This window comes from Nocardiopsis sp. NPDC006139 (genome assembly GCF_040614155.1).
GTDB lineage: Bacteria > Actinomycetota > Actinomycetes > Streptosporangiales > Streptosporangiaceae > Nocardiopsis > Nocardiopsis changdeensis.
The window spans coordinates 50,197-66,443 of sequence record NZ_JBEXTT010000021.1; the positions used below are offsets into that span (position 1 = coordinate 50,197).

The following is a 16,247-nucleotide window of genomic DNA, read 5'->3' on the forward strand; positions in this document are numbered from 1 at the left end:
TGATGTGTTTCACATATTTGGGAAATGGGCGGGGTTCTCGCGGATCCCCGTACTGGTGGGGGTTCTGGTGGAGGGGTTGGCGGGGGAGGGGTGTGCGGGGCCGCGGGGGTGGAGGTGCCTCATTCCTTTCGGGAATGAAGAAGTTGAAAGGTGAACCATAATCACGGGGCCGGTTGTCGTGGTGGGGTCGGGTCTTCGGGGGTGGATCTGGGCTTTTCGTGTATATGGGTAGCAAATGGACATATAAGGCAATCGAATGCCATCGTCGGGTGGGGCGGGGACGGCGGTCCGATCCGGGTGTCCGCCCTGGTGGAGCCCGGCGCCCTCGGCCGGCGTCCGGGCACGGTGGCGGGAGCCCTGGGGGAGTACCGCCCCAGGGCGGGTGCCGTGCACGGCGAGCGCCCGGCCGCCCGGTCGCCGGCGCGCGGGGCGGCGGAGCGACGACCGGGGCGGCCGGGTGGGGGTGGTGGGGGCGGGGCAGGGCGGAAGGTGTGCCGTTCCGCCGGCCGTGCGTGTTCTCCCGCGGGCCGTAAGCGGCCGAGGCCCCGGGGTCGAATCCGCGGACGGGCTGAGGAGGCCCCGGCCGGCCCTACGGCTTCGCGGAGGAGGCCGCCCGCAGCAGCCGCAACTGACCCAGTTCGGCGGCGTTCTTCATCAGCTCGGCGTTGACCCACGCCGCCGTGTCCGCCACCGTCATCCCCGAGCCCTCGGGCCACGGGAAGGGGGCGGGCGCGTCGAGGGACACGGTCGGCAGTACGGCGACCCACTCGCCGCGCAGCGCGGACAGCCACTCCACCACACCGTCGGGGCCGGGCCAGGCCACCGCCTCCCGGTCCCGGGGGACCCGTCCGGACAGGTGGTCCAGGGTGACGCCCCACCACCAGCCGATGTGCCAGGTCACCCAGCCGATGGTGGGGACGGGGATCGGGTCGGGCTCGGAGTCGGCCCAGTCGGGGACCCAGCCGTCCCCGGAGCGGTGCATCGTCCAGCAGAGGGGCGCGGGCTCCCACAGGACTTCCTCGGGGACCAGGCGGTCCAGGTGGTACTCCAGCAGACCCCAGGTGAGGTCGAACTGGCGCTGCAACAGGTCGGTACGGGCGTCGTTCATGCCCGGCAGCCTCGCACACCGGACCTGCGCCGACCATCGGTTTTCCCGGCGGCGGCCCGGCGGCCCGGCGCGGCGCCGCCGCGCCGGACGGCCGTAGGGCGCGCTGGGCCGCCACCGGCCACGCCTTTCGGATACGCCCTACGGTGCCCGGCGCACCGGCTGCACCAGGTCGGTCACCCACTCCTCCTGCGGGCGGTCACCGGGGGTCCAGTACACCTCCCGGCAGACCCCGGCCAGCTCCAGGCCCTGCTCGCGCACCCAGTCGACCAGCGCCGCCCAGGTCTCCCCGATGCCGGCGACCTCGCCCCGGTGGGTGGTGACGGCGGCCTCGCCGCCGGGCAGCTCGGACACCTCCAGCCCGGACACCCCCTCCACCCGGGAGGGGAGCACGAAGCCCGCGGTGACCGTGATGCCGTCCCCGGCGGACTCGTCGTAGCCGTAGAACGCGACCCCGGGGCCGTGGTCGCCGACCCCGGCGGCCGCCAGGGCGCCGGCGGCCTCGGGGAACATCGGGCCGACCACGGGGCCGACGTTCTCCGGCCCGTGGCCGGGGGCCGTGCGGGTCAGTGTGGCGATCCGCTGCGGCTCCACCCGGCGCAGCTCGGCGGTGATGGTGTCGGACGTGGACATGGCGGGGATCCCTTCCCTGCGCCGGAGGTAGGCCTCGACCCTCGCCAGCCGGGCGCGGCGTTCGGCGATCTCCCGCCGGATGCCCTCCCCGGCCGCCTCCAGGATCTCCCGCTCCAGCCGGGGATCGGGGTCACCGCACACGATCCGCGCGATGTCCTCCAACCCCAGGCCGAAGCCGCGCAGCTGCACGATGCGGCTCAGCCGCGTCAGCTGCCCGACCTCGTAGAACCGGTACCCGGTCACGGGGTCGACCCGGGCCGGGGCGAGCAGGCCGATCCGGTCGTAGTGCCGGAGCATCCGCACGCTCACCCGCCCGATCGAGGCGAACTCTCCGATGGTGAACATGACACCTCCACGTTCGGGGCTGACACGGTGTCAGGGTCAAGGGGGACGGGAGCCCCCTTCCCGCCGGGCGCGCGGGGGAATACTCGGCTGTGTGCCCCCGGTGGTATCCGGTAGACTCAGCCCTCGGTGGTGAACCCCCTGGTCAGGCGGGTCATGCCACGGGCCTCTAGCTCAATTGGCAGAGCAACGGACTTTTAATCCGTGGGTTCAGGGTTCGAGCCCCTGGGGGCCTACCCACAAAACCCCAGGCCAGAGGCCCTTTTCAAGGTCCCCGACCTGGGTTCTTCTCGTCTCCGGCGACCGCCGATCGCTCCGAACGTGCTCCGTTGTCTTCGCCGTGTCTCCCACCTCGCCGAGCAACCCGGAGCAACACCCCTGTTCGGTGCCTTCCGCACCCGGATGGTTCGGGAGCTTTCGCCCCGCGCCTCCGGAAATCCGTTGGTTAGTGTCCAGCTCCAACGGACGCATAATCCGTTACTCCATCCCCGCAGGTCAGAGGTATCAGGGTCATCCTCGTGCTGGGTGGCTGAGGATAAGGGACGGACGCTGGACGGCCCCACGCCGCTGTCCTCGGTGTAGGGCCGGTTGTACCTGCTTGTGTCCTTTAGCGGACGACCGCCTGGACCAGGGCGGCCCACTCGGCGGACGACACGGAGAGGAGTCCCAGGTCCCTGTGCTGGGTGTCTCGGACGCGAGTCTCCGGGCCCTCCGAGACTTCCACGCACTCGCCCGTGTTACCGCTGTAGCTGGACTTGTGCCACGGGTGCTGAGGGAAGTTCATGACGGTTCCTTTTCCGCGAGTGATCGGATCATCTGTGCACTCTCGTCCGGGTCCAGCGCGAAGGACCTGAGCGCCCCGAACCGGTGCATGTTCACCGCGACGATCTCTGACTCGGTGTAGATGTTGCCACGGCCGGCGGTCTCGCCATATGCCAGGTACTCCACCGGCGTCATGCCGAGCAGGGTGAAGGTACCTTTCAGCGCTGCCCGGGCGCCCTTCCTCGGTTGCCTGTACACCGACTGACCGCCCGGTGCCCGTCGTGAGGTGCTCCTGCAACACCCGTGATGCTCCTTCCGTGCCCTTTAAGCTCCTGAGTATGAGCAATAGCGCCGAAGACAGGCCGTCAACGCCGCTGCACTCGGTGTCGGTCGCCGGAGCCGTCATTGACGAGGACGGCCGGTTCCTGGTGATCCGCCGTGCTGACAACGGCCGTTGGGAACTCCCTGGTGGTGTCCTGGAACTTTCTGAGACCCCGGAGGACGGTGTGTGCCGTGAGGTCTGGGAGGAGACCGGCATCCATGTCGAGGTGGACCGGCTCACCGGCGTCTACAAGAACACCGCCCGGGGTGTCGTCGCCCTGGTCTTCCGCTGCAAACCCTCCGGCGGTACCGAACGCCCTTCCCCGGAATCGACCGAAGTTGCCTGGCTCGCCCCCGCCGAGGTGTCCGAGCGCATGGGCGAGGTCTACGCGATCCGCCTCCTCGACGCCCTGGAGCCGAACACCCCCCATGTTCGCAGCCACGACGGCCACCACCTGACCTCGATCAGATGATCCTTCGAGGTCTGCGACTCTATGCCTGGTGAAGGCCCCCGGCCTGGGGCGTGATGCCTCCTGTGATGCTCATGAAGGGATTCAGTCGGTGATCGGGGCCGAGATGAAGGCGCGGGTGGTCGACTATCACTGGCATTATGTCCTTGATTCATCGGGCAGGGGGTGGCCATGGATCGGATAATCGGTGCGGGAATATGCCTCGTCTTCGGATTCATGCGTTAACGAATCTCGGATGGGGTGGAACGATTGTCCGAATATTTTTTGGGGGTAATCCATGAAACCAAAAGTGAAAAATAGGCTTCTCATGCTGCGCGGCCTGGTTTCTGCCCGCGTCGACTCGGGGGATCCGAGTTATCTTTCTTGGATTTTTGTTCAGGTTCTGAACGATGATAGGTTGAGGATCTCAAAAGTATCTGTTCCGAAATCTTTGGTGGATGGCTGCTTTGGGGAGGCCGATATTTCCAGGGAGGTGATCGGTGTTGTCTCTGAAATATCCGAAGTGGACTCCTTGCTTTCTTCTCTTGGTGTGGATCCAGACAGCCTGGAGGAGCCCTGGAAGAATGAGTTCCCTCTTTAGTATCGGTTTGTCGGGGGGCTGATGTGCTCTTCTGATCCGACGCTTCGCCCGTGACCTTCCTGATCGGGTCGGGAAAAGGCCCTCGCATGACACTGCGGTGTGCGCTGGGCTTCACAAGCCCGGAGACCGCGTGTTCTCTTCTCTCTGCTGATCGTCGGATCAGGGCCCGATCCCCAGGCCCGCGTTCCGCGTAATTCAGCGGGCTGGAGTGCAGAATCTGGGCCCTGGCCTGGGAGAATATGGATGTGGTCGCCTAGAGGGCGTTTCTCTGGGCAGTGGTGTTGCCGCTGGTCAGCGAGGTGCGGGCTGAAGGTCCAGGACCTGCTTGGGGTGGGGGCGCCAAGCTTGGCCAGCAGATCGACCTGGGGCTTGGCCAGGTCAGTGACCTGCAAGAGCGTTCCGGCCGGTCCGGTGAAGGTCCCCACATGCAGGCATGGGAGTTCGCGGCGGGCCCGGGTCCAGGTCACATCCGCCTGCGTTTCGATGATGCGGAGGAGCGGCAGCGCCAGCCAGCACGGCGCGACGTGGGAACGGACGCGCTCCTCCAACCGGTGGTAGACGGGCCGCAGGTGTATCGTGCCGGGGCATGTGGCCTGATTCATTGGGGCAGGCCGGTAACGGCCGTGGAGTTCTGTTGATCCGCTGACGCTGCAGTGGCGCCGGAGGACTGGCCGATGGCGGCGCGGGAGGATGCCGGTGACTGGAAGCTTCTGTTGATGTCAGCTTCGGGCCCCTTCCGTACCCTGACGTCACCTTCGAGGACTTCACCATCGCGGACCTGGTGGACCCTCCGTTCTTCACACCGTACGAGACATAGTTCCGGGCTTCGGCTGGTACGGCGGTCGCGTTCGCACTTCACTCTGGTTCGAAGGGGGACGCGATGGATGTGGAGTTGATCATCAGCCCACGTAGCGAGCGTGTGCACCAGGAGCCGGCGGACGCAGCGGGATGGACGTCGTATGCGGTGGAACTGCGCCAAGTGCTCGAAGCGGTGATCGGCGAGACCGGTGTCGACTCTTTGGAGGTCGGTGACTTGCTCGTCGCAGAGCCCCCGCCCGACAGGTACCTGAAGCTCTACAACGGTGCGGAGGTGTCGCTCTCACAAACAATCGACTTGGCCATCGGAATGGCGGCCGGTCGTGGTCCCTATTGCCAGATCTCCATCCCGGGGCGACTTCGGATCGAATCTGGATGGGAAGGGGCCGTGCATCTCTACACGACACGAACGGTTGCCGCTGACCTGGAAGAACATCAGTTTCAGAGCTCGGTTCTTCGATGGTGCGATGCGGCACCAGAACCTTCGATGTCCCTGAACCCCGTTGACGCCGTAGCGGACGAGGGTTTCTGGACGACAGTGGCTCGGCGCTCCGACCGCTTGACCTTGTTGTGCGAGCGCTGGGCGTACGGCGCCTACGGGTGCCTGTGGTTCCGAGTGACTCGGGGCAACGCAGCCGAGGTGGCCCGGCTCATGCGGCCGCGCTCGCTGATCTGTGTGGTCGGCGATCCGGAGTTGCGGCCCAGGGCTGAGCTATTGGAGGACGACTTCACCGCCTTCATGTCCCCGCTGTTGCCCGGCGAGTTGGTCTACCGTGCCTACCCTGGTGGCGCCGATACGCTCTCCGAGGTCACGGGGGAGGGCTTCTCGCACATGTTGGCGGACAGGGTGATGAGCGATTGGTGTGCCGTGGTGCCAGACCCGGACGGAGTGAACAGGGCACGGTGGGAGAGACCAGGGGCACCGTGATCCGATGTTTCCCATCCGTAGATTTGGTGTGGGCTCGAGGCCCATGGGTTTTCGTGGCTTGCGAGGTGGGGTGATTGCTCGGTGGTTGCTCCGGTGCGGGGGGACGGGGTGGTTTCCGGTGGTGCCGGGTGGTCTTGCGTGGTGTCGGGGCGGCGGAGGAGTCATCGGGGCATAGCGGGGCGTGTCGGCACGGCAGGAGCGGACTTTTAATCCGTGGGTTCAGGGTTCGAGCCCCTGGGGGCTTACCCACAAAACCCCAGTTCAGAGCCTCGGTTTCGGTCCCCGATCCGGGGTTTTCCCGTCCCCGGCGCCCGCCGTTCGCTCCGAACACGCTCCGCTGTCTTCGCCGTGTCTCCCACCCCGCCGAGCGACCCGGAGCGACACCCCCGTCCGGTGCCTTCCGACCCGGGTGATCCGGGAGCTCTCGCCCCGCTCTTCCGGGAAGCCGTTGGTCGGCGCTGACTTCCAGCGGATACCTGGGCTTTGGCTTGTCACCGTAGGGCAGAGGTGTCGCATCCGGTTCGCTGAGATCAGCCCAGGAGACCGGGGCCGCCCTCCGGTCGGCTTCGACCTGGTCGTGGTCGAAGGTGTCCCGTGGCGGGCCGGTCAGCCGGTGAAGGGTTCCAGTGCGAAGCGCCCGACCGCCACGAAGGCGGCCAGGGCGAGGTAGCCCCCGTCCACCAGCGCGGCCTTGATCTCGCCGCGGCGGACCCGCAGGATCACGGCGCCGGCCATGACCAGTGCCAGGCCGCTGGCCGCCAGAGGCACCAGTATCGGCGCGATGCCGAGCAATGCGGGCAGGGTCAGGCCCGCGGCACCGATGACCTCGAGTGCTCCGATGGCCTTGAGGGTGCCGGGCTTGAAGTCGAGGACCCAGCGTGCGGCGTCGGTCATGGCGGCCATCTTCTCCCGTGGGACGAACAGCTTCCCGAAGCCGGAGAACAGGTAGACAGCGGTAAGCAGGCCGGTGATGATCCACAGTGCGATGTTCATGGGTGTCGTCCTTGGTCGATGTCCGGGGTGGCGGACCCGGGGGCGTCCCGGATCCGCCTGAGCACCTGGGGGAGGGTCCGCGTCAGCCGAACTGACCGGGCTGGTAGTCGCCGCCGGGCGTGCGGGTGATCACGTTCAGCCGGTTGAAGGCGTTGATCAGGCAGATCTGGGCGACCAGGGCCATGAGCTGGTCCTCGTCGAAGTGCTCGGCCGCGTTGGCCCACGCCTGGTCGGTGACGCCGCTGGTGTCGGCGAGGCGGGTGCCCTGCTCGGTGAGTTCCAGCGCCGCCCGCTCGGCCTCGGTGTAGACCGTCGTCTCCCGCCACGCCCCGACCAGGTTGATCCGCACGGTGCTCTCACCGGCGGCCGCGAGGTCCTTGGTGTGCATGTCGAGGCAGCCGCCGCAGCCGTTGATCTGACTGGCGCGGATGTTCACGAGCTCCCGCACGGTGTTCGGCAGCCCGGAGTCGGTGACGATCCTGCCCGCCGAGATGATGTGCTTCGCGACCTTGGCCCCGACCTCGTTGACCATGGGGTTGATCCGGGTTTCCATCGTGGTCCCCTTCGTCTTCGGATGCTTGCACCACTACGACGAAGCTCCCCGCCAAGACGTAACAGCCCCGGAGTCCGACGTGCGCTACTCGGGTCGCTCGGGCAGGCCCATGGCGTCGAGGCGCTTGCGGTCGCTCACGGTCAGGAGCTCGACGATCCGGCCGTCGACCACGGTGCACGCCACCACGCCGAGCACCTTGCCCTTCGCACCCCAGGCCACGAACCCGGGCTCGCCGTTGATCAGGACCGGGAGCGCCGAGGTCATCGACCGGATGCCCCGCAGAACCGGCTCGGCCACCTCGGCCGCCCCGACCGTGGTCATCACGCCCTGCGGGTGGTAGGTGCGCCAGGTCACCTTCGGGTCGAGCAGCCGCACGAGCCCTTCGAAGTCTCCGTTCCGTGCCGCGGCAAGAAAAGCGTCGACCACTGCGCGCTGCCGTCGCGGCTCCTCCTCCGGCAGCGACGCGCCCTGTACCTTCCGGCGGGCCCGGCTGGTGAGCATCTTGGTCGCGTCGGTGGACCGGCCGATGATCTCGCCGATCTCGGCGAAGGGCACCGCGAACATGTCGTGCAGGACGAACGCCAGCCGCTCGGTGGGGGTGAGGGTGTCGAGCACCACCAGCAGCGCCAGCCCGACCGATTCGGAGAGCATCGCGTCGTCCTCGGGTGCCGCCCCGTCGTCCACGGCCACCACCAGCTCGGGCAGCCGGTCCTCGTACGACAGCACGGCCCGGGTCCTGCGCGAACGCAGCACATCGAGGCAGACCCGGCCGACCACGGTGGTCAGCCAGCCGGCCAGGTTGTCGATGGCCGCCGAGTCCTGCCGCGACAGCCGGATCCACGCCTCCTGCACCGCGTCCTCGGCGTCGACTCGCGACCCGAGCATCCGGTGAGCGACCGCCACCAGGCGCTCGCGCTGGCCTTCGAAGGCTGCCGCCAGTACTTCGTTCGGACCTGATCCGGTCATGTCGTTACCTTCCGTTCGCGCATTCCGTCATGGTCATGACGAACCCGCAGGCGCCGAGGTAACCGTTCGGCGTGCAGCCCGATGGAAGCACAGCGGTGGTGACGAGTGATCAACAGGTGTCACCGCTGCCCCAGCCCTCGTCCGAGGTACCGGGGCCGGCTCTCGCGCAGCACGCTGAGCCGCCACCGCCGTCCGCTCGTGCGGGTGTTCGACGATGACCACCACGAAATATCCACCGCAGCCGATCTCACGGAGCCCCATCACCGCCACAGGCGGGTAACAGCCGACCCGTGCCGTCCTTGCGGAGACGAACCCCCGGCAGACGAAGGCGGCTGCCGGCACATCCGCTCCCACCATCTGCTTCCATGGCTGCTACTCGATGGGCGAAGACCTCTGTGGGGCGGTTGCTCGGTGGTTGCTCCGGTGCCGGGGCGGGGGCGCCGGTGGTGTCGGAGTTGCGGAGCAGCGGGGGAGTTATCTGGGCATAGTGGGGCGTGTCGGCGCGACAGGAGCGGACTTTTGATCCGTGAGTGAGGGGTCGAGTCCCTGGGGTCGTACCCCTTTCCACCTGGGCGTTCCTCTTCTGGGAGGGGCGCCTTTCGTTGTTTCCAGGGGCGGGGAGCCCGTGGGGAGTCCCGGAGTGCGGGGCTGCTTCGGGTTGGCCGGGACGGCGGCGTGGCCGGGGTCAGAAGCGGAAGGTCTCCACGAAGCCCGGGAGAAGGGCGGCGTCGCCCTCCACGCGCACGCTGCCGTCGGCCAGTGCCTGCTCCGGGGTCCTGGCGCCGGTCATCATGGCGTGGATCCCCTGTTCGGAGACCCTCTCGATGACGAGGTCCGGGGACGGGTGCGGCCCGATGGCGGCGGTCAGGACCCCTTCGGTGATCTGTAGGCGGATGGTGAAGTCGCCCATGCGGACCTCGTAGCCGACGGTGCCCTTCCCCGCGGCTTCCGGCCGGTAGGTGGTGCGGAAGGCCATGGCCACCGACTCGGCGGTGACGACCTCGCCGGCGCGGGGCCCGGTCATCGTGGAGGCGCCCCAGCGGCCGAGCGCGATCAGCGCCGGTTCGAGCTCGCGCCCGTAGTCGGTGAGCTCGTAGACGACGGCGCGCTCGGGGTGGGGCAGTGCGCGGCGGGTGACCACGTCCGCCTCCTCGAGCTGTTTGAGGCGCGCCGACAGGATGTTGGTCGGGATGGACGGCAGGCCTTTGCGCAGGTCGGTGTAGCGCTGGGGCCCCGACAGCAGGTTGCGGACGATCAGCAGCGTCCAGCGTTCGCCGACCGTCTCCAGCGCGCGGGCCAGGCCGCAGAACTGTCCGTAGCTACGAATCGCCATGCCTCACACTCTACATCGAACTTCGCTTGACAAAGCGTGCTTGCAAAAGACAAGCTTGCTTTCGTGCTCGACCGGACGGTCGGTCCACAGGGAGTTGTGAGGAGTTGGGCGCATGGCGGCGCGCAAGATCGCGGCAGGGCTGTTCGTCTCGTTGGACGGCGTGGTGGAGGCGCCCGAGACGTGGCACTTCCCCTACCTGAGCGCGGAGATGCAGGCGGCGGTGGGCGGGATGTACGCCGAGGCCGACACCCTGCTGCTGGGGAGGGCCACCTACGAGGCCTTCGCCGCCGTGTGGCCGCACCAGAGCGGGGAGATGGCCGAGGCGATCAACGGCATCCGCAAGCTGGTGGCCTCCACCACCCTCACCGAGGTCGACTGGGCGGGCGCGGAACTCATCGGGGGCGACGTGCTCACCGCGGTGAAGGAGCTCGCGGAGCGGCCCGGCGGCACGGTCACGGTGGCGGGGAGCATCAGCCTGGTGCGCGCCCTGCTCGGGGCCGACCTCCTGGACGAGCTGCGCCTGCTGGTCCACCCCCTGGTGGTCGGCACCGGACGGCGCCTCTTCCCCGAGGGCACCGACCCCGTGTCCTTGGACCTCATCCGGTCGGCCGTCCTGCCCAACGGCGTGCTCGACCTGACCTACCGTCCCGCCTGACCCGCCCCCCAGCCGAGAACCCAGAAGGAAGACACCGATGAACGACGTCCAGACCCAGGGCCGGACCGGCACCCTCCAGGTCCCCGGCGCGAGCCTGCACTACGAGGTCCAAGGGACCGGGCCGCTGCTGCTGATGATCCCCGGCGCGCCCGCCGACGCCGGAGCGCTGGCCGGGCTGGCGGCCTGCCTGGCCGACCGCTACACCGTCGTCACCTATGACCAGCGCGGCCTGTCGCGCAGCACCCTCACCGGACCGCCCGCCGACACGGACGTCACGGTCTTCGGCGAGGACGCCCACCGCCTGATCACCGATCTGGGCGACGGTCCGGCCTACGTGCTGGGCAACAGCGGCGGCGCGCTCACCGCCCTGGAGTTGGCCGCCCGCCACCCCGAACAGGTCCGCGCCCTGGTGGTGCACGAGCCGCCGCTCCCCGAGCTGCTGCCCGACCGCGACCACTGGCGGACGGTGTTCCGGCACGTGCACGAGACCTACCTCGCCCACGGCGCGGGTGCGGCGATGGGCGAGTTCATCACCACCGTGGACGGCCCCGACAGCGCACCTCCCGCGATGCCCGACCCCTCGCAGATGCCGCCCGAGGCGCTGGAGATGATGGGCCGCATCCAGGGGAACCTCGACCACTTCCTGTCCCACGTCCTGCTGCCGGTGCTGCGCTTCACCCCCGACGTCGCTGCGCTGCGCTCCGGCCCGGTCCCCGTCACCGTCGGCATCGGGAAGGCCTCGGGCGAGGGCGTCCCCGTCCTCTCCTCGCGGGTGCTGGCCGAACGGCTCGGCGTCGAGCCGCTCGGCTTCCCCGGCGACCACCAGGGTCTGGCGACCGATGCCCCCGCCTGCGCGGAGCTCGTCCACGCGGCCCTGGCCTGACCCTCACCGGGCGGGGGCCGGTCGCGGCGGTCCCCCGCCGGTCGACGCGGGCCGGCCCTCCCCGGCGGTCGTCGGGGGCCGGCCTCAGGCCTCGTCGCGGTCCGCCGCGGCGGCCCAGTCGCGGATGTGGGGGTCGGGGTGGGCCCGGGCGGTCGCGCGTGTGCTCTCCAGGAGTCCGTGCAGGCGGGGCGGGTACGCCGTGCGGGAGGCGGGCAGGTCCAGCAGGACGCGGTGGCGCATCCGCAGGTCGGCGGTCTCGGCGAACAGCCGCATCGAGACCTCCAGCCAGGAGTGCTTGATATCCCGCGTCTCGTCCAGGGCGGGATCTCGTACGCCGTCGGGCCCGTACGCGGGGGAACGGTCCGCGCGCAGGGGAACGTGGGCGCTGTACCAGGCCCGCACGGCGCCCGCCCGCTCGGTGTCCGTGCCGAACCGCAGGTGGTCGACCAGCGCCGCCATCACACGGCGGCGTCCGAAGGCGTAGACGGCCGGTTCCACGAACCAGCGGCAGAAGCTGGGGGCCGGGTCGTACACGGCCGCCGCCATCAGCGGGGCGAACAGCTCCTCGGGCAGGCCCGCCCGTTCGAGCAGGGGCTTGCGCACCCTGTGTGCGAGGCGGCGGGCGTGCCGGTGGTCGGGCTCGCCGGGGACGTCCTCGTCTTCGACGCCCAGCAGCCGGGCCACTTCCGCCGCGCAGGTCAGGAATGAGCGCGGTTCCGCGCCGGTCTCGTCGTCTTCGGCCATGACGGCATTCTGGACCGGCCGCGCCGGCGGGTACAGGGCGGTCGGCGGCCGTACCCGGAGACCCGCGGAGCCGGTCCGCGGCCGAAGGGCCCGGTCACAGGCCGATGGCCGACTTGGGGCCCATGTAGGAGCCCGCCCCGGGGAACCCGACCTCGACCAGCCGCACGAACCGCTCACTGAAGCCCAGCCCGGCCAGGTCGCCGGTTCCCACGAATGCCACGCCCCGAATGGGCCGGGTGTCCAGACCCTCGGCGACCTCCCCGAGCGTGCCCCCGACGCGCCGTACCTCGAAGGTCATGTGGACGACGTGCAGGTCCCTGCCGGGGACGATGTGGTCGCACACGTACAGGAGCCGGTCCACCTCGACCTCCAGACCGGTCTCCTCGCGCATCTCGCGGACCAGGGCGTCCCGTAGCGGCTCGCCCTCCTCGACCCGCCCTCCGGGCAGGCTCCAGCGGCGCGGGCCGTCGGTGTCCTGGTCCAGGACGAGCACCTTCCCATCCTCTACCAGGAGGCCCGTCACCCGTATGTCCATGCCCGGACCCTAGCCGGGGAAGGGACTCCGTGAGGGGGCGCCAGGAGACCCTGTACTCCCGGAACGGCGGCCGGGCCGGAGTATCCTGCTCCGCGCGTACCGCACCCGTCCGATCGTGCGGTGGGACTCCGGGGACTCCCGGGGCGCCGCGGTGTCGGGGGTCCGTGTGATCCCGGTCCGCCCACCGGAACCGCCTGGAGGAGAACGTGTCCCACTACCGGCTCATCGTGGCCCTGCCGGAGCCGCCCGACATCTCGGCGGGTACCGCCCTGGGCGACGCGCTCCTACGGGACCTGCCGCCCCTGCTGGGGGAACCCGACTACGCCGGGGGAGACGCGGACCCGGCCGGCCGCTGGTGGGACTGGTGGATGGTCGGGGGCCGGTTCGAGAACGGGTTCCTGTGCACCGACCCCGACCACTCCCTGGTCCTGCCCGCCGAGGACGGCGATCCCCGCATGGTGACGGCGGCCCCCGTGTCCCTGCTCGACCTCGACGCGCAGCGGGACGCGCGGGCCCGGGAGGCGGTCGACCGGTGGGACCGCGCCAACGGCATCCTCCGGCACCGCCCCGAGACCGAGACGCTCTCCGCGTTCGTCCTGCGGGGCAGGGAACGGGCCGAACGGGCGTGCCCCGGGTCGACGGCCGCGCACGTCCGGACGCCGGAGTGGAGGATCGCCGAGGCCGAGCGGTCGGCCGCCCTGAAGGCCTACCACGCCCAGGACGCCGTCCGGGAGCTCAGGGAGGCCGGGCTCACGCACTTCCTCGGCTGTGCGGTCGACCACTACTCCGCTCCCCGGGAGGAGTTCGTGGAGGAGGCGCGTTGGAGCGCGGTACCGGGGTGGGCCCTCATCGACACGGGCGGGGCCTGGCACGGCATGGAGCACCTGTCCGACGCCGGCGACGACGAGGCGCGGCGGGCCCTGCGTGAGCATCTGCGCCACATGAACACGCTCTTGGACGCCCTGCCCGGTGACGCCTACCTGGTCACGGTCGACCTCCACGCGTGACGGGCCGGGGGAGCGGCCATCCGCTCCGGGAGGGGCACGGCGGGACGGGCGCCGACCAGGGCCTGTCCCGAGACAGATCCAGGGGCGGGCCGGGGGATGGTAGGCCGGGGGAGGAGCCGGCGTTCCGGGGCGGACCGGGGGCCTCGCCCCCGGCGCCGCCGCCCTCCGCCGGGGTGGAGGGGGCGCACCGCCCGCTGCGGCACGGCGTCCTCCGCGTCCGCGGGCGCGCTAGCGTTGCCCGCTACGGGGCCGACGCCGAAAAGGCGACTCTGACGTTAGAGTAGAAATAAGGACGAGGAGCACAGCGATGCCCGAAGCGGGTCACATGCAGATCGGCGAGGTCGCCGAGCGGACGGGCCTGTCCCTGCGGACCATCCGCTACTACGGGGAGGTCGGCCTGGTCGAGCCCTCGGCCCGCTCCCGCGGCGGCTTCCGCCTCTACACCCAGGAGGACGTCGACCGGCTGAACCTCATCAAGCGGATGAAGCCGCTGGAGTTCAGCCTCGACGAGACCCGCGACCTGCTGGAGACCCTGGACCGGCTGAACGCGGCCGAGACGGAGCAGGGCGAGCGCGAGGCCCTGAGCGAGCGGCTCGACGCCTTCGAGGCCGCCATCACCGCCCGCTGCGAGGCGCTGCGCGGCCAGTTGGCCATGGCCGAGGAGTTCGCCGGGAGGCTGCGCGAGCAGCGGGAGCGGAGCGGCGCGGCCAGGTGAGGACGCGGCCGCGGGGCAACGGTGCCCGCTGCCGTCCGGGACGGGTGCCGGGGGCGCGGCGCTCGCCCGCGCCGTGCCGACGGCCCGGTGTGCCCGGCGGGGGTTCCCGCTGTGACGGTCGCCTCAGTCGCTCTACGTGACTCGAACCCTAACGTAAGGGTAAGTTTGGTCCAGGCCGTTCGCCGCGCCTGAACGCGGGACGGCCGACCGCTTCCCGACCTGCCTCAGGGGCACGGTCGGGTCTGCGGCGACGAGCCCTGCCCGGGGCGCCACGAGCGCCGGACCGGGCCGGGAACCCGAGCCTTCCGCGGCCGTGCGAGCCGCGGACGCACCGGCCCGCGCCGTCGCCGAACACCTGACCCGAACACCGCGGTCCTCGCTGTGGGCTGCCCGAAACCTGATGGGTTCCATGAATCCGCCCGTGAAGAAACCCCGGTCGCTGAAGTCCCGCATCCCGGCCGCCGCGCAGCTGCGCGCGGACGTGCTCGCCGGGCTCGTCGTCGCCCTGGCGCTGATCCCCGAGGCCATCGCGTTCTCCCTCATCGCGGGGGTCGACCCCCGCGTGGGCCTGTACGCGTCCTTCGTGATGGCGGTCTCGATCGCCTTCCTGGGCGGCCGCCCGGCGATGATCTCCGCCGCCACCGGCGCCATGGCCCTGGTCGCCGCGCCCCTGTCCATCGAGTACGGCGTCGACCACCTGATCGCCGCCACCCTGCTGGCCGGGCTGATCCAGATCGGCCTGGGCCTGGCCGGGGTCGCCAAGCTGATGCGGTTCGTGCCGCCCAGTGTGATGACCGGGTTCATCAACGCCCTGGCCATCCTCATCTTCCTGTCCCAGATGCCCTACCTGGCCGACTTCGACATCCCCGTCTACGTGATGGTCGCCGTCGGCCTGGGCATTATCTTCGGCCTGCCCTACCTGACCAAGGCCGTGCCCGCGCCGCTGGTCGCGATCGTCGTGCTCACCGTCGCCACGATCACCATGGGGATCTCCACCCGGACCGTGGGCGACGAGGGCGAGCTGCCCGACTCCCTCCCCGTCCCGCTGATCCCGGACGTGCCCCTCTCCCTGGACACCCTGGTCCTCATCGCGCCCTACTCCCTCACCCTGGCCCTGGTCGGGCTGATGGAGTCGCTGATGACCGCCAAGGTCGTCGACGACCGCACCGAGACCTCCTCGGACCACGGCCGGGAGGCCCGCGGCCAGGGCATGGCCAACATCCTCGTCGGCCTGTTCGGCGGCATGGCCGGCTGCGCGATGATCGGGCAGACCATGATCAACGTCTCCTCCGGCGCGCGCACCCGCGTCTCCACCTTCCTGGCGGGCGTGTTCCTGATGGTCCTGTGCGTGGGGCTGGGCGACATCGTCGGACTGATCCCCATGGCCGCACTGGTCGCGGTGATGATCTTCGTGTCCGCGGTGACCTTCGACTGGCACAGCATCGCCCCGGCCACGCTCAAGCGCATGCCCTGGAGCGAGACCCTGGTCATGGTCATCACGGTGGCCGTCGTCGTGGCCACCCACAACCTCGCGCTGGGTGTGATCGCCGGGGTCGTGGTGTCGATGGTGCTCTTCGCCGGCAAGGCCGCGATGCAGGCCGACGTCACCAGCGTCCTGGACCCCGACGGCGGCACCCGGGTGTACTCCGTCAGCGGCGAGGTGTTCTTCGCCTCCAGCGGCGAGCTGGTCAACCGGTTCGACTACACCGAGCAGGGCCTGGACAGGGTGGTGGTGGACATGTCCGCCGCCCATGTGTGGGACTCCTCCGCCGTCGCGGCCCTGGACCGCGTCCGCGAGCACTTCCGCGGGCACGGGGTCGAGGTCGAGGTCACCGGCCTCAACGAGTCCAGCAGCAGGCTGCACCGGGAGCTGTCGGGCACCCTGACCGGCGGGCACTGACACGCC

General features: G+C 70.0%; 18 protein-coding genes and 2 tRNA genes. 10 read left to right on the forward strand and 10 right to left on the reverse strand.

Annotation, left to right across the window (positions count from 1 at the left end):
• Positions 1-589: 589 nt before the first annotated feature.
• Together ABZ249_RS24555 and ABZ249_RS24560 are read right to left on the reverse strand one after the other, a co-directional pair.
• Positions 590-1,108 carry a DinB family protein gene (locus ABZ249_RS24555; protein ID WP_355267133.1) on the reverse strand — a complete coding sequence of 173 codons (519 nt, stop codon included), beginning with the start codon at positions 1,106-1,108 and terminating at the stop codon, positions 590-592.
• Positions 1,109-1,246: 138 nt separating this feature from the next.
• On the reverse strand, positions 1,247-2,083 hold the full coding sequence (locus ABZ249_RS24560) for a MerR family transcriptional regulator (protein ID WP_355267135.1): 837 nt from the start codon (positions 2,081-2,083) through the stop codon (positions 1,247-1,249).
• A gap of 160 nt (positions 2,084-2,243) precedes the next feature.
• On the opposite strand from ABZ249_RS24560, the gene ABZ249_RS24565 reads away from it, so the two are divergent.
• A tRNA-Lys gene (locus ABZ249_RS24565) sits at positions 2,244-2,316 on the forward strand.
• Between the two features lie 371 nt (positions 2,317-2,687).
• Here ABZ249_RS24565 and ABZ249_RS24570 read toward each other — a convergent pair.
• Positions 2,688-2,864 (reverse strand): DUF397 domain-containing protein, encoded by a 177-nt coding sequence (locus ABZ249_RS24570; RefSeq protein WP_355267138.1) that lies wholly within the window; start codon positions 2,862-2,864, stop codon positions 2,688-2,690.
• The gene (locus ABZ249_RS24575) at positions 2,861-3,100 is read right to left on the reverse strand and encodes a Scr1 family TA system antitoxin-like transcriptional regulator (RefSeq protein WP_355267141.1); all 240 of its coding nucleotides are present in this window, start codon (positions 3,098-3,100) and stop codon (positions 2,861-2,863) included. The genes ABZ249_RS24570 and ABZ249_RS24575 overlap by 4 nt, the downstream gene beginning before the upstream one ends.
• Before the next feature lie 80 nt (positions 3,101-3,180).
• Between ABZ249_RS24575 and ABZ249_RS24580 the strand changes: the two genes are divergently transcribed.
• From ABZ249_RS24580 to ABZ249_RS24595, 4 genes are all read left to right on the forward strand, one after another.
• Positions 3,181-3,636: an NUDIX domain-containing protein gene (locus ABZ249_RS24580; protein WP_355267144.1), complete on the forward strand. Its 456-nt coding sequence runs from the start codon at positions 3,181-3,183 to the stop codon at positions 3,634-3,636.
• Between the two features lie 304 nt (positions 3,637-3,940).
• Positions 3,941-4,213, forward strand: a complete 273-nt coding sequence (locus tag ABZ249_RS24585; RefSeq protein ID WP_355267147.1) for a hypothetical protein — start codon at positions 3,941-3,943, stop codon at positions 4,211-4,213.
• Between the two features lie 880 nt (positions 4,214-5,093).
• Positions 5,094-5,957, forward strand: coding sequence for a hypothetical protein (locus tag ABZ249_RS24590; RefSeq protein WP_355267150.1), 864 nt, complete (start codon positions 5,094-5,096; stop codon positions 5,955-5,957).
• Between the two features lie 177 nt (positions 5,958-6,134).
• Positions 6,135-6,202: transfer RNA gene (locus ABZ249_RS24595), tRNA-Ser, on the forward strand.
• A gap of 361 nt (positions 6,203-6,563) precedes the next feature.
• Here the strand turns inward: ABZ249_RS24595 and ABZ249_RS24600 are convergent.
• From ABZ249_RS24600 to ABZ249_RS24615, 4 genes are all read right to left on the reverse strand, one after another.
• Positions 6,564-6,950, reverse strand: coding sequence for a DoxX family protein (locus ABZ249_RS24600; RefSeq protein WP_355267153.1), 387 nt, complete (start codon positions 6,948-6,950; stop codon positions 6,564-6,566).
• Positions 6,951-7,032: 82 nt separating this feature from the next.
• On the reverse strand, positions 7,033-7,503 hold the full coding sequence (locus ABZ249_RS24605; RefSeq protein ID WP_355267156.1) for a carboxymuconolactone decarboxylase family protein: 471 nt from the start codon (positions 7,501-7,503) through the stop codon (positions 7,033-7,035).
• Between the two features lie 84 nt (positions 7,504-7,587).
• Positions 7,588-8,469 (reverse strand): sigma-70 family RNA polymerase sigma factor, encoded by an 882-nt coding sequence (locus ABZ249_RS24610; RefSeq protein WP_355267159.1) that lies wholly within the window; start codon positions 8,467-8,469, stop codon positions 7,588-7,590.
• Between the two features lie 685 nt (positions 8,470-9,154).
• Positions 9,155-9,802, reverse strand: coding sequence for a helix-turn-helix domain-containing protein (locus ABZ249_RS24615; RefSeq protein ID WP_355267162.1), 648 nt, complete (start codon positions 9,800-9,802; stop codon positions 9,155-9,157).
• A gap of 112 nt (positions 9,803-9,914) precedes the next feature.
• On the opposite strand from ABZ249_RS24615, the gene ABZ249_RS24620 reads away from it, so the two are divergent.
• Both ABZ249_RS24620 and ABZ249_RS24625 read left to right on the forward strand, forming a co-directional pair.
• Positions 9,915-10,457, forward strand: a complete 543-nt coding sequence (locus ABZ249_RS24620) for a dihydrofolate reductase family protein (RefSeq protein WP_355267165.1) — start codon at positions 9,915-9,917, stop codon at positions 10,455-10,457.
• A 37-nt stretch (positions 10,458-10,494) separates the two neighbouring features.
• Positions 10,495-11,340, forward strand: a complete 846-nt coding sequence (locus ABZ249_RS24625; RefSeq protein WP_355267168.1) for an alpha/beta hydrolase — start codon at positions 10,495-10,497, stop codon at positions 11,338-11,340.
• An 84-nt stretch (positions 11,341-11,424) separates the two neighbouring features.
• Here the strand turns inward: ABZ249_RS24625 and ABZ249_RS24630 are convergent, their stop codons facing one another.
• Both ABZ249_RS24630 and ABZ249_RS24635 read right to left on the reverse strand, forming a co-directional pair.
• On the reverse strand, positions 11,425-12,084 hold the full coding sequence (locus ABZ249_RS24630; RefSeq protein WP_355267171.1) for a hypothetical protein: 660 nt from the start codon (positions 12,082-12,084) through the stop codon (positions 11,425-11,427).
• A 94-nt stretch (positions 12,085-12,178) separates the two neighbouring features.
• Positions 12,179-12,619, reverse strand: coding sequence for an NUDIX hydrolase (locus ABZ249_RS24635; RefSeq protein WP_355267174.1), 441 nt, complete (start codon positions 12,617-12,619; stop codon positions 12,179-12,181).
• Positions 12,620-12,825: 206 nt separating this feature from the next.
• On the opposite strand from ABZ249_RS24635, the gene ABZ249_RS24640 reads away from it, so the two are divergent.
• The 3 genes from ABZ249_RS24640 to ABZ249_RS24650 all read left to right on the forward strand — a co-directional run bounded on the left by ABZ249_RS24640 (position 12,826) and on the right by ABZ249_RS24650 (position 16,241).
• The gene (locus tag ABZ249_RS24640; RefSeq protein WP_355267177.1) at positions 12,826-13,626 is read left to right on the forward strand and encodes a hypothetical protein; all 801 of its coding nucleotides are present in this window, start codon (positions 12,826-12,828) and stop codon (positions 13,624-13,626) included.
• A 307-nt stretch (positions 13,627-13,933) separates the two neighbouring features.
• A complete protein-coding gene (locus tag ABZ249_RS24645; protein ID WP_355267180.1) occupies positions 13,934-14,341 on the forward strand; it encodes a MerR family transcriptional regulator in 408 nt (135 codons plus the stop codon).
• A gap of 400 nt (positions 14,342-14,741) precedes the next feature.
• Positions 14,742-16,241 (forward strand): SulP family inorganic anion transporter, encoded by a 1,500-nt coding sequence (locus ABZ249_RS24650; RefSeq protein WP_355267183.1) that lies wholly within the window; start codon positions 14,742-14,744, stop codon positions 16,239-16,241.
• Positions 16,242-16,247 lie beyond the last annotated feature (6 nt).

Excerpts from the sequence above, each read along its gene's own strand:
- ABZ249_RS24555 (WP_355267133.1), bottom strand. The coding sequence starts at position 1,108 with ATGAACGACGCCCGTACCGACCTGTTGCAGCGCCAGTTCGACCTCACC.
- ABZ249_RS24560 (WP_355267135.1), bottom strand. The coding sequence starts at position 2,083 with ATGTTCACCATCGGAGAGTTCGCCTCGATCGGGCGGGTGAGCGTGCGG.
- ABZ249_RS24570 (WP_355267138.1), bottom strand. The coding sequence starts at position 2,864 with ATGAACTTCCCTCAGCACCCGTGGCACAAGTCCAGCTACAGCGGTAAC.
- ABZ249_RS24580 (WP_355267144.1), top strand. The coding sequence starts at position 3,181 with ATGAGCAATAGCGCCGAAGACAGGCCGTCAACGCCGCTGCACTCGGTG.
- ABZ249_RS24585 (WP_355267147.1), top strand. The coding sequence starts at position 3,941 with ATGCTGCGCGGCCTGGTTTCTGCCCGCGTCGACTCGGGGGATCCGAGT.
- ABZ249_RS24590 (WP_355267150.1), top strand. The coding sequence starts at position 5,094 with ATGGATGTGGAGTTGATCATCAGCCCACGTAGCGAGCGTGTGCACCAG.
- ABZ249_RS24600 (WP_355267153.1), bottom strand. The coding sequence starts at position 6,950 with ATGAACATCGCACTGTGGATCATCACCGGCCTGCTTACCGCTGTCTAC.
- ABZ249_RS24605 (WP_355267156.1), bottom strand. The coding sequence starts at position 7,503 with ATGGAAACCCGGATCAACCCCATGGTCAACGAGGTCGGGGCCAAGGTC.
- ABZ249_RS24610 (WP_355267159.1), bottom strand. The coding sequence starts at position 8,469 with ATGACCGGATCAGGTCCGAACGAAGTACTGGCGGCAGCCTTCGAAGGC.
- ABZ249_RS24615 (WP_355267162.1), bottom strand. The coding sequence starts at position 9,802 with ATGGCGATTCGTAGCTACGGACAGTTCTGCGGCCTGGCCCGCGCGCTG.
- ABZ249_RS24620 (WP_355267165.1), top strand. The coding sequence starts at position 9,915 with ATGGCGGCGCGCAAGATCGCGGCAGGGCTGTTCGTCTCGTTGGACGGC.
- ABZ249_RS24625 (WP_355267168.1), top strand. The coding sequence starts at position 10,495 with ATGAACGACGTCCAGACCCAGGGCCGGACCGGCACCCTCCAGGTCCCC.
- ABZ249_RS24630 (WP_355267171.1), bottom strand. The coding sequence starts at position 12,084 with ATGGCCGAAGACGACGAGACCGGCGCGGAACCGCGCTCATTCCTGACC.
- ABZ249_RS24635 (WP_355267174.1), bottom strand. The coding sequence starts at position 12,619 with ATGGACATACGGGTGACGGGCCTCCTGGTAGAGGATGGGAAGGTGCTC.
- ABZ249_RS24645 (WP_355267180.1), top strand. The coding sequence starts at position 13,934 with ATGCCCGAAGCGGGTCACATGCAGATCGGCGAGGTCGCCGAGCGGACG.
- ABZ249_RS24650 (WP_355267183.1), top strand. The coding sequence starts at position 14,742 with ATGGGTTCCATGAATCCGCCCGTGAAGAAACCCCGGTCGCTGAAGTCC.